Genomic DNA, 14642 nt, shown 5'->3' on the forward strand with positions numbered 1-14642 from the left:
GGCGGTAGCCGGCAGCCTCGCAGAGCAGGATGCCCGTTGAGCGCCCCGCGCGAATAAGGGACAGTGAAGAAGGACAACCGGCTTGCCGGTGGGCCTACTTCACACATCCTGCCCGCCTTACGGCGTTGTTTTTGCCTCGTATGACTCATCGAACTTCGCGCTGTAACCGCACCGTTGCTTCGCAACAGCGCGCCAACAGCGGGAAAACCAACGGAAATTGCCAATGTCCGCGTGCTTGCAGAGATCCAAGAGGCCGGTAACAGCGTTTCAGCCATGCGCTTGCAGCGATTGAGCATGGAACTTTGCTTACTTCGTACCCTGCCCCATTGAGCTAGGCCGCGCATTGGTGATGTGCTGGCGAACGTACTTCAGGAACGTCTCATACCGGAAAGGGATGCGCCCGACCTCGCGCAGGTGCTCCCAGATGATCTTGAGCGCGTAGCCGGCCTCCATCGCTTCCTTCACGTCCGAGCGCACCGCCATGAAAGCGGCCAGGTAGTCCCTGCGCTTTGTTTGCGAGGTCTTCTGCTGAAGAGCCAGCCGTGCGGCCAGCTCCTCGGGGTAGCTGCTTTCTGTCGTCGCCATGTCCGTAAACCTCCGTTATCAACTGAACTACTCCGAAGGTTACGGAGTGCTGGCCTACACAACATTCCAATAATTGGCCGAAATGGTTGACATAGAGCCGATGACACAGGCACGCCCATCGAAACAGGGATGGCAGCTCATTCAGCACGGAAAATTGAACGCCAAGAGGGGAGTAGGCCGGGAGATCCCCGCCGCTCGGCCCCTCAAGTGTCAAAGAGAGGATCGCATCGTCAGAAGTGGCGATGCGAGCTCCAGCGCCGGCGGCCGTCATCGTCAGAACTGGCGATGGGGCCCTCGGTGCATCGTCGGACGTGGCGATGGTCGACCATGGCCCGGACATGGCCAGCCTCGCCGGAGATGACGATGCTGCAGCTCGACGTAGCGCGCGAAAGAAAGGCCGATCTCATGACGTGGCCAGGGCATTGAATTGAACTGTTGTATGTTGTAGCGCGCTACAACATACAACATACAACATCTTATTGACACTTGAGGGGCGCAGCGTTTTAGCCGCTAAAAAGAACCGGCCGGAGCTGACCGCCCTTCTGGCGTACAACTCGGCCGCAGGCCGACCATCGGCAAGGACTTGGCGTCGCCCTAAAGGGCGGCGGCAAGTGCCGCGCCTAGTGGATGATCTTGGAAGATCATGGATGGAATTTGCGGACTAGCCGCAAGCCCGCGCCGTTGCTCTGTTTTCCGGTTTGAGGCGGGGAACGTTGCTACGGGTGAAGGGGAACGTTGCTACGGAGCTTGGGGAACGTTACTACGGGCTTCGGCCTGCCAATTTCCCACTTCCCTGCCGCATACTCGCTGACCTTCCATCCCACGGTGGCAAGCTCGGCCAGAGCCTTGCGGGCCTTCTGGCGGCGCTTCTTCATGGCCTCGGCGTTCGCCTCGTCCGGCCAGACGTAGCCAGCAAGGGTATCGAGTTCCACGCGCCCGGCTTTGCCGGGGTCGATCCAGCCGCATAGCCGTTGGTGAATCAGGCGGGCCGGGTCGGTTTGCAGCGCCCGCACCTCGACCATCTCGATGCGGGTATATGGGCGCCGCCCAAGAATCGCCTCTGCAATCTGAGGATTCAACGCGACAAACAGCCGTCCGTCATCCTCATCGAAGGCATAGCTCATCAGGTGAAAAGACCTTTGCCGGCTTCCCTTGGTGAGCACCACCGTCACGTTTGCCATGCGCAGCAAGCACGCCTTGATCGCCCGGATGTTGTCACCGCCATCGGTCAAGCCGATTTCGCCTAGCAGGCGGGTCATGCTCTCTCGCACGACCAGCGCATCCTGCCCCACCGCGTCGAACTTCGGCTCAAGGAATAGACGGAGTTGCTTCGGCAAGTCCGCTGTTGGCTCTGGCGTCAGGATGATGCCCTTCGGCCCTCCAAGAGCCACAAGACCTTGCAGCAGCCGCATGTCATCAGCGCCAAGAGGCTCGAAACCGACGAACCGCGCTTGTTCAGTCCCGGCGTAGTGATACGTCACATCGAGCTTGAGTTTCTTCCGTTCACCGCGCTTGAGACTGCGGAACAAGCCGGGGACCAAGCAGTGCATTGGGTCGTGCCTGGCATGGGTGAGGTCAAAAGCCATCGCCTCGCCTCCGACTATTACGTCTTTCCTCATTCCTGCTGGCCTCATACAGCTCCACCGGCACCAGCACGCCGCCGGCGTGCCGCATGTACCAGCGATCAAGCGGCGTGGCGTCGTAGTTCTGCTTGCTGACGCCGAAACGCACGAAGAAGCCGCGCCGCTCATCGCCGATGGGCTGCCGGTCATGGGCGCGGTCGCTGAGGCGCTTCGCCTCGTCCTCAGTCATGCGGGCGACGTAACCGCACCACCTGGCGTTGTCGATCAGCGCGGACGCGCCACGCGCGGCCTGCTGCTGGTCGGTCTGCCCTTCGCGGGCGCTTCCTTTGCTGACGTGGTGCAGGTAGAGCACGGATGCGCCCGTGGTAGCCGCGACCTGCTCCAGCACGGCCACGAGGTGGGCCATGTTGCCGTTGCTGTTCTCATCGAGGGCGTGGATGCGGCTCAGGGTGTCCAGCACGATCAGCCTCGCCCCGGCGCTGTACTCGATGACGCGGCGCAAGTGAGCCTCGTCCATGACGTTCAGGCGCTTGCCCATGATCGGCTCAAGCACGAGGTTCTCGGCGATGGCTTGGCGGGCTGTATGCCCAAGGTGCTGGCCGATGGCGTGAATGCGCCGGACAAGCGCGGGCGGCGGGTCTTCCCCGGCCAGATAGACCACGCGCCCGGTGTGTGCGGGGGCCAGGCCCACGAGGTCGCCGCCGGCAACGCTGCATGCGATGCTCATGGCCGCTTCCAGCGCCCAGAAGCTCTTGCCCGTGGCCCCTGGGGCGACGAGCGCGCCGACGGTTCCCGCGAGGAAGCCCGGCCATATGAAGTCCAGCACCGGCGGTTCGCACTCGAACGCCGCCAGGACGTCAATCGCCACGACTCAGTTCCCCGTTCCGTACAGGGATTCGTCGCTCAGCACCTCGGCGATCTGCGAGGTTCGAAAGTAGACGCGCCGACCGATCTTCAAGCGAGCCTTGTTGATTCGCCCCGCCCATTCGCTCGTCGTGCGCAAACTGACCCGCAGGCCATCCGGTGATCGATCCAGGACGGAGGCGAGCTGTGCCATGCTCAGCAGCGGGCCGAAGCGTTGCAGTAGCGTGTCTTCTATCGTCATTGCGTAAACCTCCGTTATCAACTGAATTGCTACGAAGGTTAGGCGTTATTGGGGGTTGCCTACATCTTATTAGTTGTCCAAAATGGTTGACATGAAGAACGATCCAACCATTGTCATCTGGGAAGGCTGCGATCCCACTGTCTCGGAAGCCATCGGGCAGTTTGAGGATCGCTGGCGGCCGTATTCCGCCTCCTCGCGGCGCTACCCCATCGTTGGGCTGTTACAGGAACTTATTGACCCCGCCGTGGCTGCGTACACGGCGACGCTGCCACAACGCTACTTGGGCCATATCCCCGGAGCAGGAACAGGGGTGAGCTTCAGCGGAATCATTCGACTGATTGGACTTGATGCGATGGTTCGCATGCAGCGGCAGTTGCTGCGCCAGTTCATCAAAACGGAGGATAGGCAGACGCCAAGAGATCGGCGGTTTGTTGCAACACTCGAATCGTTGATCGGGCTTGTATGGGACTGCGCCTGCAAACGGCCGGTGAAGTCGAAGGTGCGCGACACCCGACTGAATGGCGAACGCCTCCAGGGGTTCTGCCGGTTCTGCGGATCACTCGCCGAGCTGACCTCATTCGCCGGCGGGAGCGATGATCCGAAGGCGGACGATCCAGAGGAAAGGCTTCGACTAAGCAGCCTGTATTGCCTGGATCACCGGCCTAAATTGCCGAGCGGCGCATGGAACCCTGTCTACAGACAAGCAAGGCGATCCCTCGCGCAATTCGACCTCGAACTGGCGAGACTCAACCAGCAATGCGCGAAGCCGGCCACTGCCCAAGTGAAATCGGGCGATCAACTGGTTGACAGCTACTTCTTCCACTATGTCGCAGGCCAGACCTTACAGCCGGCGGACAAGGCAGAGCTGCGCAATCAAGCACGGCTGATGGTGGACTCAAAGCTATCGGATCGCAAAAAGCAGATGCTGATGCTCCAGCGGTCTGGACTCAACCAGTCGGAGATTGCGCGAAAGCTAGGTATAGAACGCCAAGCCGTATCGAAGGCACTGACGTCGATCCCTGCGATGTTCCACTTGAGTTCAAAGTCGCGCTCGCGGCGTCAACCAAATTGACCAACTAATAGGACGAAACAATCCGCATTCACAGGCACCATCAGGCACATGTTCGCAAGTGACTGAAAGAGGCCAAGGGATGCAGACAACGACAAGTAAGACGCTCATCAACCGCAAGAAGCTACTGGCGATGATCCCGCTGTCTGAGCGCACGATTTTCAATATGGAGCAGCGGGGGGAGTTTCCGCGTCGCATTGCGCTCACCAGCCGAAACGTCGCCTGGGACTTGGCCGAGGTCGAGGAATGGATCGAGGCGCGCAAGGCATCGGGCACTCAGGCCATGCGTCCCGGCTTCACCCCGTCGGTCGCAGCAGCCACTTTTTAGCGGCTAAAACGCTACGCCCCTCAAGTGTCAATGAAACCCGGGGCCATGCCTCGATGTTCGGGCAGGCGAGCGAACTGTAATCTTCTGGCTTACGCCTTCGGCCGCTTCAGTGTCCATTCGTCGATCATGTCCGCCCAGTCTTGCAACATCGCCGTCCGCTGCTCGCGGTACTCGGCCTTGTTGTAGACGGCCCTGACGCCTCGCTGCTCGTGCGCAAGGCACTTCTCAATCCAGTCCGTGTTGTAGCCGGCCTCATGCAACAACGTGCTGGCCGTGCGCCGCAAGTCATGTGGCCCGAACTTGGCGAGCGACTTCCCTTCCTTCTGCGCCAGCCGATACGTCAGCGTCAGCACCTGGTTGAGCGTGGCGCTGCTCATGGGCAAGTCCGAGTCGTACCGCGACGGCAACACGTAGTCCGATCCGCCGGCAAAGGTCTTGAGGGCAATGAAGATGTCCAACGCCTGCCGGGACAGGAACACCAGGTGCGGATTGCGTCGCTTCATCCGCTCCTTCGGGATGGTCCAAAGCGCCTCGCTGAAGTTGATCTCGCTCCAGGTCGCGTTGGTCAGCTCGCTCTTGCGCACCATCGTCAGCAGCAACAACTTGGCGGCAGCCCGAATGGATGGCGTTGTGCCGATGCGCTCCATGTACTGATACATCAGACCGATCTCGTCGGGCGTCAGCGCACGGTCGCGCGGCTCGAACTTGGCGATAGTCGTCGGCCGCACCAGCTCTGCCGGGTTCTCGACCTTCTGGCCGCGCTCGATGGCCCAGCGAAAGACCTGCAACATCACCTCGCGAGCATGCACTGCGGTCGCCGGTGCACCGCGCTCCACGATGGCATCGGTCAGCGCCCGCAAGTCCTCGTGGGTGATCTCTCCCAGTTTCTGATTGCCGAATTTCGGCTTCAGCTCGCGCTCGTAGACTGAACGGCGCATGTCGCGGGTGGAGTCAGCCATTTGGTAGCCGCGCAGCCACTTTTCCGCCCACGCCCCGAACGTCTCCGCATCCTTGACGCGGGCCTTGTCCCGAGCCTTCTCTTTGGCCGGCGACTTCCCGGCTGCGATCATCTTCTTAGCCTCTCCCAACCGCTCGCGGGCTTCCGCAAGGGTGATGCCGCCGACGCCATAGCGGCCGAAGGTGATGGTCTCCTGCCGACCGTGGATCGAGTAGTTGTAGCGGAACGAGATCGCCCCAGCGGGCGTGACGGCCACATAGAGGCCGTCACGGTCATTTTCCTTGTAGAGCTTGTCCCTCGGCTTGAGGTTACGCAGCTTGGTATCGGTCAGCATGGTTCTCGCCCTGATTCGGCTTAAATACCATGATCTGGAACCAACCCCACCTTGGCGTAAAAACACAATGAAATCATTGCACTACGCTATATCAATACCATGATCACCAGAAAGGCGGTTACATGGCATCGGCGGCATCTCATGGCATCGAAGCATTCAATGCCATTCATCATGCCATGAAAAAACGGTGCTTGGCGATACCAAAGATTGCCAGCCAGTGCCGGAAGAAATCACAAAAAAGCCCGCAGTGACGCGGGCTTAGGTGTGTTTTCGTGCTACTCGGTGCCAGCCGATGCCAGACGCCAAATCACTCCCACTCAATCGTCGCCGGCGGCTTCGTCGACACGTCGTAGGTCACGCGGTTGATGCCGCGCACTTCGTTGATGATCCGGCCAGACACCTTCTTGAGCAGGCCGTAGGGCAGCTCGGCCCAGTCGGCGGTCATGAAGTCGCTGGTCTGCACGGCGCGCAGGGCCACGACGTAGTCGTAGGTGCGGCCGTCGCCCATGACGCCCACGCTCTTGACGGGCAGGAAGACGGTGAAGGCCTGGCTGGTGAGGTCGTACCAGTTCTTGCCGGTGGCATCGTCGGTCCAGTTGCGCAGTTCCTCGATGAAGATGGCGTCGGCGCGGCGCAGCAGGTCGGCGTATTCCTTCTTGACTTCACCCAGGATGCGAACGCCCAGGCCCGGGCCCGGGAAGGGGTGGCGGTAGACCATTTCGCGCGGCAGGCCCAGGGCCACGCCGAGTTCGCGCACTTCGTCCTTGAACAGGTCGCGCAGGGGCTCGAGCAGCTTCAGGCCGAGCTGCTCGGGCAGGCCGCCGACGTTGTGGTGGCTCTTGATGGTGACGGCCTTCTTGCTCTTGGCACCGCCCGACTCGATGACGTCGGGGTAGATGGTGCCCTGGGCCAGGAAGGTGGCGCCCTTGTGGCCTGCATCGCCGGCCTTGAGCTTGGCGGCCTCGGCCTTGAACACGTCCACGAACAGGCCGCCGATGATCTTGCGCTTGGCCTCGGGTTCGCTGACGCCGGCCAGCTTGCCCAGGAACAGGTCGCTGGCGTCCACGCGGATGACCTTGGCGTGCAGCTTGCCTTCGAACATTTCCATGACCATGTCGCCTTCATTGAGGCGCAGCAGGCCGTGGTCCACGAAGACGCAGGTCAGCTGGTCGCCGATGGCGCGGTGGATCAGGGCTGCAGCCACGGACGAATCCACGCCGCCCGACAGGCCGAGGATGACTTCCTCGTCGCCCACCTGCTCGCGGATTTTGGCGACGGCTTCCTCGATGTAGTCGCCCATGATCCAGTCGGCATTCGCCGCGCAGATCTCGCGCACGAAGCGGTTGAGCAGGGCCGCGCCCTGCACGGTGTGCGTGACTTCGGGGTGGAACTGGACGGCGTAGAAACGGCGCGCCTCGTCGGCCATGCCGGCGATGGGGCAGGACGGCGTGGAGGCCATGACCTTGAAGCCCGGGGGCAGCTCGGTGACCTTGTCGCCGTGGCTCATCCAGACCTTGAGCATGCCGTGGCCTTCGGCAGTGGCGAAGTCCTCGATGCCCTTGAGCAGTTCGGTGTGGCCATGGGCGCGCACTTCGGCGTAGCCGAATTCGCGGGTGTGCGAGCCTTCGACCTTGCCGCCCAGCTGGGTGGCCATGGTCTGCATGCCGTAGCAGATGCCCAGCACGGGAATGCCCAGCTCGAACACGGCGTCGGGGGCGCGGTCGTCCACTTCGTAGACGCTGGCGTGGCTGCCCGACAGGATCACGCCCTTGAGGCGGCCGTCGGCGGCGAATTCGCGCACCCAGTCGCTGCTGACGTCGCAGGGGTGGACTTCGCAGTAGACATGGGCTTCGCGCACGCGGCGGGCGATCAGCTGGGTGACTTGGGAGCCGAAGTCAAGAATGAGGATCTTGTCGTGTTGCATGGTCATCTCAGGCAAAGGTGATGGGAGGGGATCAGAAATCTTCAGGGGCCAGCAGCGCCAGCCCGCGCTTGCGGGCGGCGGCGGCCTGGGCCGCGTCAAAGGTGGCCAGCGGCAGGCGCAGCGACTGCGCCAGCCACAGGTAGGCCGCGTCATAGACCGGCAGGCGGGTGTCCAGCGCCACGTCGAGCACGGCCTTGTGCTGGGCGGGTGCCAGCTCGTGCAGTTCCACGCGGTGGCGGATGGCCTCGAGCACGCCCCACAGGCCCTCGACCGAGCTGTGCGGAATGCGGCCGCCGTGCACGCCCGAGGCGATCAGGTTGCCGCATTCCCACTGCCAGAGGTTGGGCGCCTGCGGGTCCACTTCATGGCGGCGGATGCGGGTATACAGGCGCTGGGTGTGCACGCTGGCGGCATCGGGCAGCAGCCAGGCGGCGGTGACGGAGGCATCGAGCACGAAGGAGGTCATGCCTGGCTCCGGCCTGCGTGGCGCAGTCGGGTGGTGGAGTCCGGCGCCTGTGCCGGCTGGGCCGGCCGCACCGTGGCCTGCAGCGCCTGCATCTGCTCCAGCTCGCGGGCGATCTGCTCGTCGGTGATCACGGGGCGGCGGCGCACCGGCAGCATGCGCACCACTTCCTTGCCGTGGCGGGTGATGCGCACTTCCTCGCCCTGCTCGACAAGTTCGATCAGGGCGGAGAAACGGGTCTTGGCTTCGTAGATGCCGACAGATTGCATGGCGGGGCTGAAAACAAAAGCAGGCCTGGTGTCCGGCCTGGCCCGAATTCTATCATTCTGACCAGAATTTCCAAAAATTCAGACCAGAACCATGCGGATATTCGCGGGCCTTGCCTCGGGGGGGGGCTGTCGGTGAACGCCACTCAGCGCTGTTCGCGCACGAAGCCGACAAACCGCGCCAGCGCGGGCGACATGACTCCGGCCGGCCAGGCCAGGCTGGTCTCGCAGACCGGCAGGGCAACGGCCTTGCTGCCTGCACGGGCGCTGGCGAAAACCGCCTCGCGGTAGACCACGCCGGGCCTGCAGAACTGCATCACGCTGGCGGGCACCCAGGCCAGGCCGATGCCGCCCCAGACCAGGTTCACGATGGTCTGCATCTGTATCGCCTGCTGCGCGATGCGCGGCACATGTCCGTGCCGTCGGTACAGATCCGTCACCGCGTCATGGAGCGAGGGCATGATGCGGCGCGGAAAGATCACCAGCGGCTGCTCCAGCACTTCGTCGAGCATCAGCCGGTCCGCACCGGCAAGCGCATGCTGCTGCGGCAGGGCCAGCACCATGGCTTCCCGTCCCACGGCCAGGCGCTCCAGGCCGGCCGGCGCATGCCCCGGGGCATGCAGCATGAGCCCGGCATCGATCTGCCCGCGCTCGAATGCCTCCATCTGCACATCGCTGGTGGCCTCGACCAGCTCCAGCGCCACACCTGGCGTGCCTGCCACGAAGTCCCGCACCCACAGCGGCAGCCGGGTGAAGCCGATGGTGGAGACAAAGGCCAGCCGCACGCGCCCCACTTCTCCCGCTGCCGCAGCCCGCGCAATCCCCGGCAGCGCCGCCGCCCGCGCCAGAAGCTCACGCACCTGCGGCACAAGCGCCTCGCCGGCGGGCGTCAGCGCGACGTGGCGGCTCGAGCGCTCGAACAGCGCCACGTCCAGGCTGCGCTCCAGCTGGGCGATGGCCTGGGTGAGCGGCGGCTGCGTCATGTGCAGGCGCGATGCGGCGCGGCCGAAGTGCAGCTCGTCCGCCACGGCCAGGAATTGCCGCCAGACGCGCAGATCAATGGGGGGCTCATTCATATGTGCAGCATATCAATCATGCCGATGAATAGGATTGGATCAGATGAATCAGTCGGCCCATACTCATCCAACCCCCACAACGAGAGACATGCCATGACCCCGCCGAACCAGATCAACCGCCGAAGCGCCCACATCACCGAAGGCAAGGCGCGCGCCGCCAACCGCTCCATGTTCTACGGCATGGGCTACAAGGAAGAGGATTTCAAGAAGCCCATGGTCGGCGTGGCCAACGGCCACAGCACGATCACGCCGTGCAACTCCGGCCTGCAAAGGCTGGCGGACGCGGCCATCGCAGGCATCGAGGAAGCCGGCGGCAACGCGCAGGTGTTCGGCACGCCGACCATCTCGGACGGCATGTCCATGGGCACGGAAGGCATGAAGTACTCGCTGGTCAGCCGCGAGGTGATCGCCGACTGCATAGAGACCTGCGTGGGCGGCCAGTGGATGGATGGCGTGCTGGTGGTCGGCGGCTGCGACAAGAACATGCCGGGCGGCATGATGGGCATGCTGCGCGCCAATGTGCCGGCCATCTATGTCTACGGCGGCACCATCCTGCCCGGCAGGTGGAAAGGCCGGGACCTGAACATCGTCAGCGTGTTCGAGGCCGTCGGCGAGAACGCCGCGGGAAAGATCAGCGACCAGGAGCTCAAGGACATCGAGCAGCACGCCATTCCCGGCACGGGCTCGTGCGGCGGCATGTACACCGCCAACACCATGTCCAGCGCGTTCGAGGCGCTGGGCATGAGCCTGCCCTACTCCTCCACCATGGCCAATCCCCATGATGAAAAGGAAAACTCGGCCAAGGAATCCGCCAGGGTGCTGATCAAGGCCATCAAGATGGACCTCAAGCCGCGCGATATCGTGACGCGCAAGTCCATCGAGAACGCGGTCTCGGTGATCATGGCGACCGGAGGCTCCACCAATGCCGTGCTGCACTTTCTCGCGATCGCCCATGCGGCCGGCGTGCCCTGGTCCATCGACGACTTCGAGCGCATCCGCCAGCGGGTGCCGGTGCTGTGCGATCTCAAGCCCAGCGGCAGATACCTGGCGGTGGACCTGCATCAGGCGGGCGGCATCCCGCAGGTGATGAAGATCCTGCTGAATGCGGGCCTGCTGCACGGCGACTGCATCACCATCTCGGGCAAGACCATCGCCGAGACCCTGGCCGGCGTGCCTGACGAACCGCCCAACCCCCAGGTCATCCGCCCCCTCTCGGATGCGCTCTACCCGCAGGGCCACCTGGCCATCCTCAAGGGCAACCTGAGTCCGGAAGGTGCGGTGGCCAAGATCACGGGCCTGAAGAACCCGGTCATCACCGGCCCGGCACGCGTGTTCAACGATGAGCAATCGGCACTGGCGGCCATCCTCGACGGCCGGATACAGGCCGGCGACGTGATGGTGCTGCGCTACCTGGGCCCCAAGGGCGGCCCCGGCATGCCGGAAATGCTGGCACCCACGGGCGCCCTGATCGGTGCCGGCCTGGGCGAGAGCGTGGGCCTGATCACCGATGGCCGCTTCTCCGGCGGCACCTGGGGCATGGTGGTCGGCCACGTGGCGCCGGAAGCGGCCGTGGGCGGCAACATCGCGCTGGTGCACGAGGGCGACTCGATCACCATCGACGCGCACGCATTGCAGCTGCAGCTGAACGTGCCCGAAGACGTGCTCGCCCAGCGCCGTGCGGCATGGAAGGCCCCCGCGCCCCGCTACACGCGGGGCGTGCAGGCCAAGTTCGCGTTCAACGCATCGAGCGCCAGCTCGGGCGCGGTGCTGGACAACTTCGCCATCTGAGCGTCGTCATCTGAGCTTCGCCATCTGAGCTTCGTGAGCGCACGAAAAAAAGAGGTCCGGGCAGTGGCTGCCCGGACCTCTTTTCCATCTCGCGCCAAGGCGCTGGATCGGGATCAGTCGGCGCGGTAGTTCGGCGCTTCCTTGGTGATCTGCACGTCATGCACGTGCGATTCACGGATGCCTGCGGCGGTGATCTCCACGAACTCGGCCGTGTTGTTCATCTCTTCGATGGTGGCGCAGCCGCAGTAGCCCATGGCAGCGCGCACGCCGCCGGCCATCTGGTAGACGATGGAGACCATGGAGCCCTTGTAGGGCACGCGGCCTTCGATGCCTTCGGGCACGAGCTTGTCGGCGTTGGGATTGCCGGTGCTCGATTCCTGGAAGTAGCGGTCGGCCGAGCCCTGCTGCATGGCGCCGATGGAGCCCATGCCGCGATAGCTCTTGTACGAACGGCCCTGGTACAGGATGACTTCGCCCGGAGCCTCTTCGGTGCCGGCGAACATGCCGCCCATCATGATGGTCGAGGCGCCAGCGGCCAGGGCCTTGGCGATATCGCCCGAGAAGCGGATGCCGCCGTCGGCGATCAGCGGCACGCCCGTGCCTTGCAGGGCCTGGGCCACGCTGTCGATGGCCATGATCTGGGGCACGCCCACACCGGCGACGATGCGCGTGGTGCAGATGGAGCCGGGGCCGATGCCGACCTTCACGGCGTCGGCGCCTGCCTCGGCCAGTGCCAGCGCAGCGGCGCCGGTGGCAATGTTGCCGCCGATGACATCGACCTGCGGGTAGTTCTGCTTGACCCAGCGCACGCGGTCGATCACGCCCTTGCTGTGGCCGTGGGCCGTGTCCACCACCAGTGCATCGACGCCTGCCTTGACCAGCAGCTCCACGCGCTGCTCGGTGCCCTCGCCCACGCCCACGGCGGCGGCCACGCGCAGGCGGCCTGCGCTGTCACGCGCTGCGTTGGGGAAGGTGGTCTGCTTGGTGATGTCCTTGACGGTGATCAGGCCCTTGAGTTCAAAGGCGTCGTTCACGACCAGGATGCGTTCGAGCTTGTGCTTGTTGAGCAGGGCCTTGGCTTCCACGGGCGTGGTGCCGTCCTTCTCGTTGACGGTGATCAGGCGCTCGCGCGGCGTCATGATCTGGCTGACCTTGACGTCGTAGCGGGTCTCGAAGCGCAGGTCGCGGCTGGTGACGATGCCCACCACCTTGCCGCCGTCGCAGACGGGAAAGCCCGAGATGCCGAGATTCTCGGACAGCTGCAGCACCTGCAGCACGGTGTGCTCGGGGGTGATGACCACGGGGTCGTGCACCACGCCGGATTCGTGGCGCTTGACCTTGGACACTTCGGCGGCCTGCTGCTCGGCCGTCATGTTCTTGTGGATGACGCCGATACCGCCCTCTTGCGCGATGGCAATGGCCAGACGCGCCTCGGTCACGGTGTCCATGGCGGCGGACACAAGGGGAATGTTCAGGGAGATGTTGCGCGAAAAGCGCGTCTTGAGCGAAGTGTCCTTGGGCAGGACCTGGGAGAAAGCGGGGACCAGAAGGACGTCGTCGAAGGTCAGGGCTTTACCGAGAAGGCGCATGTGAGAGCTCCAAAAGAAGGATTGTACCCGTGCGCCGGATCACAATGTATGCTGTAGGCCATTCGGCCCGATCCCCAACTCACCATGCACGCCATCAAGCTTGTTTTGCTAGTCACGCTTGCCGCCTGTTCGCTGCCCGCAGCCGCCCAGTGGCAATGGGTCGACGCCACAGGCCGCAAGGTCTTCAGCGACCGCGCACCGCCTCCTGACATTCCCGCCAAGAACATCCTGCGCCAGCCTGGCGGCAGCACACCGCCGCCTGCCGCCGCGCCCTCCGCCGCTGCGGCAGCTGCGGATGCAGGCACGGCGCCTGCGGCGGACGCCGCGGCACCGGCAGCACCTGCCGCAGCCGCCAAGGACACCAAGCCCGCAGGCACCGACAAGGCCCTGGAAGAACAAAAGCGCAAGGCCGAAGCCCAGGAGGCCGCCAAGGCCAAGGCGGAAAAGGAACGGATTGCCAAGCAGCGCCAGGACAACTGCGCACGCGCCAAGCAGTCCAAGACCGCGCTGTCTTCGGGCCGCCTGCTGGGCTACACGAATGAGCAGGGCGAGCGCGGCTTCATGGACGACGCCACGCGCGATGCGGAACTCAAGCGCGCCGACGCCATCATCGCCTCCGATTGCGGCGCAATGCGCTGATCGCCGAATCCGGGCCGGCTCAGTAGCCGGCCTTGGCTCCAGGCCTCTGGCGCTGGAACAGCCCCGTGGCACGAGCGCCCTGGCGTGCGAAACGCTCGCGGCGCGCCACCTTGGGGTCCACGGTCAAGGGCCGGTACAGCTCCACTCGGTCACCGTCGCGCAGGGCTTGCGTCAAAGGCGCGCTGCGGCCCCACAGGCCTGCCGGCCCGGCCTGCGCAAAGCCCAGCGCCTGCCAGCCGCCCGCCGCCGCCACCGCATCGGCAATCGTGGCACCGGCCGGCAATTGCAGAAACAGCTCGACGACTTCGCCGGCGCGCGCACTGCAGGCCAGCGTGATGCGCACAGCGGGCTGGGGTTCAGCCATAGACCTGCTCGGCACGCTTGATGAAGGCATCAACCATGGAGCCTGCAATGCGGTCGAACACCGGGCCGACCACGGCGGCCAGGGCCATGTTGTCGAAACCGTAGTCCAGTTGCAGTTCGACACGGCAGGCGCGCTGCGATCCGTCGCCCACGGGGCGGAACATCCAGTTGCCCTCCAGCCGCGAGAACGGCCCCTTGATCAGGCGGATGCTGACCTGGCGCCCGCCATCGTCGAGCACGCTGTGCGTGTTGCGCGTGACGAAGGACTTGCGCATGCCGCCGAATGCAATGCCCACCTCGGCCGTCATGCCCTGCTCGTCCTGCTCCAGCACCCTGGCCTGATCGCACCAGGGAAGGAAGTCGGCATAGTGGGCCACGTCCGTCACCAGGGCAAACATTTCTTGGGGGCTGTACCAGATCAGGACGGACTTGTTGACTTTTTTCATGAATGGGGCGGGCTGCACGGCATGCAAAACACCGGCAGCGCCGCCATGGCACAGCCGGCTGTCACAATGACGGCAAGGCGAAACTAAAATCCCGCACGGCGGGAAGACGGCAATCCAGTATTGTAG

The 14642-nt window shown here is 64.1% G+C and carries 16 protein-coding genes; 4 read left to right on the forward strand and 12 right to left on the reverse strand.

Annotated features, from left to right (window positions below; translation table 11 throughout):
• Positions 1–306 precede the first annotated feature (306 nt).
• From G4D77_RS03650 to G4D77_RS03665, 4 genes are all read right to left on the reverse strand, one after another.
• Positions 307–585, reverse strand: coding sequence for a TraK family protein (locus G4D77_RS03650; protein WP_047350570.1), 279 nt, complete (start codon positions 583–585; stop codon positions 307–309).
• A gap of 716 nt (positions 586–1301) precedes the next feature.
• Positions 1302–2171 (reverse strand): replication protein C, IncQ-type, encoded by an 870-nt coding sequence (repC, locus tag G4D77_RS03655; RefSeq protein WP_166226522.1) that lies wholly within the window; start codon positions 2169–2171, stop codon positions 1302–1304.
• Positions 2161–3036, reverse strand: coding sequence for a helicase RepA family protein (locus G4D77_RS03660; RefSeq protein WP_166226519.1), 876 nt, complete (start codon positions 3034–3036; stop codon positions 2161–2163). The genes repC and G4D77_RS03660 overlap by 11 nt, the downstream gene beginning before the upstream one ends.
• A gap of 3 nt (positions 3037–3039) precedes the next feature.
• Entirely contained in the window at positions 3040–3273 is a 234-nt protein-coding gene (locus G4D77_RS03665; protein ID WP_033996783.1) for an SPRY domain-containing protein, read from the reverse strand.
• 91 nt (positions 3274–3364) lie between these two features.
• On the opposite strand from G4D77_RS03665, the gene G4D77_RS03670 reads away from it, so the two are divergent.
• Positions 3365–4345 (forward strand): LuxR family transcriptional regulator, encoded by a 981-nt coding sequence (locus G4D77_RS03670; protein WP_240936558.1) that lies wholly within the window; start codon positions 3365–3367, stop codon positions 4343–4345.
• Positions 4346–4424: 79 nt separating this feature from the next.
• The gene (locus tag G4D77_RS03675) at positions 4425–4670 is read left to right on the forward strand and encodes a helix-turn-helix transcriptional regulator (RefSeq protein ID WP_015649464.1); all 246 of its coding nucleotides are present in this window, start codon (positions 4425–4427) and stop codon (positions 4668–4670) included.
• A gap of 89 nt (positions 4671–4759) precedes the next feature.
• On the opposite strand, the gene G4D77_RS03680 is transcribed toward G4D77_RS03675, so the two are convergent.
• From G4D77_RS03680 to G4D77_RS03700, 5 genes are all read right to left on the reverse strand, one after another.
• Complete coding sequence (locus G4D77_RS03680) at positions 4760–5962, reverse strand: tyrosine-type recombinase/integrase (RefSeq protein WP_166226515.1); 1203 nt, start codon at positions 5960–5962, stop codon at positions 4760–4762.
• A gap of 307 nt (positions 5963–6269) precedes the next feature.
• Complete coding sequence (guaA, locus tag G4D77_RS03685) at positions 6270–7886, reverse strand: glutamine-hydrolyzing GMP synthase (protein ID WP_043790222.1); 1617 nt, start codon at positions 7884–7886, stop codon at positions 6270–6272.
• A gap of 31 nt (positions 7887–7917) precedes the next feature.
• Positions 7918–8352, reverse strand: coding sequence for a type II toxin-antitoxin system VapC family toxin (locus G4D77_RS03690; protein ID WP_012204856.1), 435 nt, complete (start codon positions 8350–8352; stop codon positions 7918–7920).
• Positions 8349–8618, reverse strand: a complete 270-nt coding sequence (locus tag G4D77_RS03695; protein ID WP_016452372.1) for a type II toxin-antitoxin system Phd/YefM family antitoxin — start codon at positions 8616–8618, stop codon at positions 8349–8351. The genes G4D77_RS03690 and G4D77_RS03695 overlap by 4 nt, the downstream gene beginning before the upstream one ends.
• Positions 8619–8761: 143 nt before the next feature.
• The gene (locus G4D77_RS03700) at positions 8762–9691 is read right to left on the reverse strand and encodes a LysR family transcriptional regulator (RefSeq protein WP_154834646.1); all 930 of its coding nucleotides are present in this window, start codon (positions 9689–9691) and stop codon (positions 8762–8764) included.
• A gap of 93 nt (positions 9692–9784) precedes the next feature.
• Here G4D77_RS03700 and ilvD point away from each other — a divergent pair, with 93 nt between their 5' ends.
• The gene (gene ilvD, locus G4D77_RS03705) at positions 9785–11479 is read left to right on the forward strand and encodes a dihydroxy-acid dehydratase (RefSeq protein ID WP_154834647.1); all 1695 of its coding nucleotides are present in this window, start codon (positions 9785–9787) and stop codon (positions 11477–11479) included.
• A 113-nt stretch (positions 11480–11592) separates the two neighbouring features.
• Here the strand turns inward: ilvD and guaB are convergent, their stop codons facing one another.
• Complete coding sequence (gene guaB / locus G4D77_RS03710) at positions 11593–13068, reverse strand: IMP dehydrogenase (RefSeq protein WP_013803023.1); 1476 nt, start codon at positions 13066–13068, stop codon at positions 11593–11595.
• An 84-nt stretch (positions 13069–13152) separates the two neighbouring features.
• Between guaB and G4D77_RS03715 the strand changes: the two genes are divergently transcribed.
• Positions 13153–13707, forward strand: coding sequence for a DUF4124 domain-containing protein (locus G4D77_RS03715; protein WP_034364364.1), 555 nt, complete (start codon positions 13153–13155; stop codon positions 13705–13707).
• 19 nt (positions 13708–13726) lie between these two features.
• Here G4D77_RS03715 and G4D77_RS03720 read toward each other — a convergent pair whose 3' ends face one another.
• Entirely contained in the window at positions 13727–14071 is a 345-nt protein-coding gene (locus G4D77_RS03720; RefSeq protein WP_016448868.1) for an RnfH family protein, read from the reverse strand.
• Positions 14064–14516, reverse strand: coding sequence for a type II toxin-antitoxin system RatA family toxin (locus tag G4D77_RS03725; RefSeq protein WP_016448869.1), 453 nt, complete (start codon positions 14514–14516; stop codon positions 14064–14066). The genes G4D77_RS03720 and G4D77_RS03725 overlap by 8 nt, the downstream gene beginning before the upstream one ends.
• Positions 14517–14642 lie beyond the last annotated feature (126 nt).

Origin of the sequence: Delftia sp. WY8 (genome assembly GCF_018437695.1) — a bacterium.
Classification (GTDB): Bacteria; Pseudomonadota; Gammaproteobacteria; order Burkholderiales; family Burkholderiaceae_C; genus Comamonas; species Comamonas tsuruhatensis.

Bases quoted from the DNA above. Each gene is read 5' to 3' on its own strand.
- G4D77_RS03650 (WP_047350570.1), bottom strand. From the start codon at position 585: ATGGCGACGACAGAAAGCAGCTACCCCGAGGAGCTGGCCGCACGGCTG.
- repC (WP_166226522.1), bottom strand. From the start codon at position 2,171: ATGGCTTTTGACCTCACCCATGCCAGGCACGACCCAATGCACTGCTTG.
- G4D77_RS03665 (WP_033996783.1), bottom strand. From the start codon at position 3,273: ATGACGATAGAAGACACGCTACTGCAACGCTTCGGCCCGCTGCTGAGC.
- G4D77_RS03670 (WP_240936558.1), top strand. From the start codon at position 3,365: ATGAAGAACGATCCAACCATTGTCATCTGGGAAGGCTGCGATCCCACT.
- G4D77_RS03675 (WP_015649464.1), top strand. From the start codon at position 4,425: ATGCAGACAACGACAAGTAAGACGCTCATCAACCGCAAGAAGCTACTG.
- G4D77_RS03680 (WP_166226515.1), bottom strand. From the start codon at position 5,962: ATGCTGACCGATACCAAGCTGCGTAACCTCAAGCCGAGGGACAAGCTC.
- guaA (WP_043790222.1), bottom strand. From the start codon at position 7,886: ATGCAACACGACAAGATCCTCATTCTTGACTTCGGCTCCCAAGTCACC.
- G4D77_RS03690 (WP_012204856.1), bottom strand. From the start codon at position 8,352: ATGACCTCCTTCGTGCTCGATGCCTCCGTCACCGCCGCCTGGCTGCTG.
- G4D77_RS03695 (WP_016452372.1), bottom strand. From the start codon at position 8,618: ATGCAATCTGTCGGCATCTACGAAGCCAAGACCCGTTTCTCCGCCCTG.
- G4D77_RS03700 (WP_154834646.1), bottom strand. From the start codon at position 9,691: ATGAATGAGCCCCCCATTGATCTGCGCGTCTGGCGGCAATTCCTGGCC.
- ilvD (WP_154834647.1), top strand. From the start codon at position 9,785: ATGACCCCGCCGAACCAGATCAACCGCCGAAGCGCCCACATCACCGAA.
- guaB (WP_013803023.1), bottom strand. From the start codon at position 13,068: ATGCGCCTTCTCGGTAAAGCCCTGACCTTCGACGACGTCCTTCTGGTC.
- G4D77_RS03715 (WP_034364364.1), top strand. From the start codon at position 13,153: ATGCACGCCATCAAGCTTGTTTTGCTAGTCACGCTTGCCGCCTGTTCG.
- G4D77_RS03720 (WP_016448868.1), bottom strand. From the start codon at position 14,071: ATGGCTGAACCCCAGCCCGCTGTGCGCATCACGCTGGCCTGCAGTGCG.
- G4D77_RS03725 (WP_016448869.1), bottom strand. From the start codon at position 14,516: ATGAAAAAAGTCAACAAGTCCGTCCTGATCTGGTACAGCCCCCAAGAA.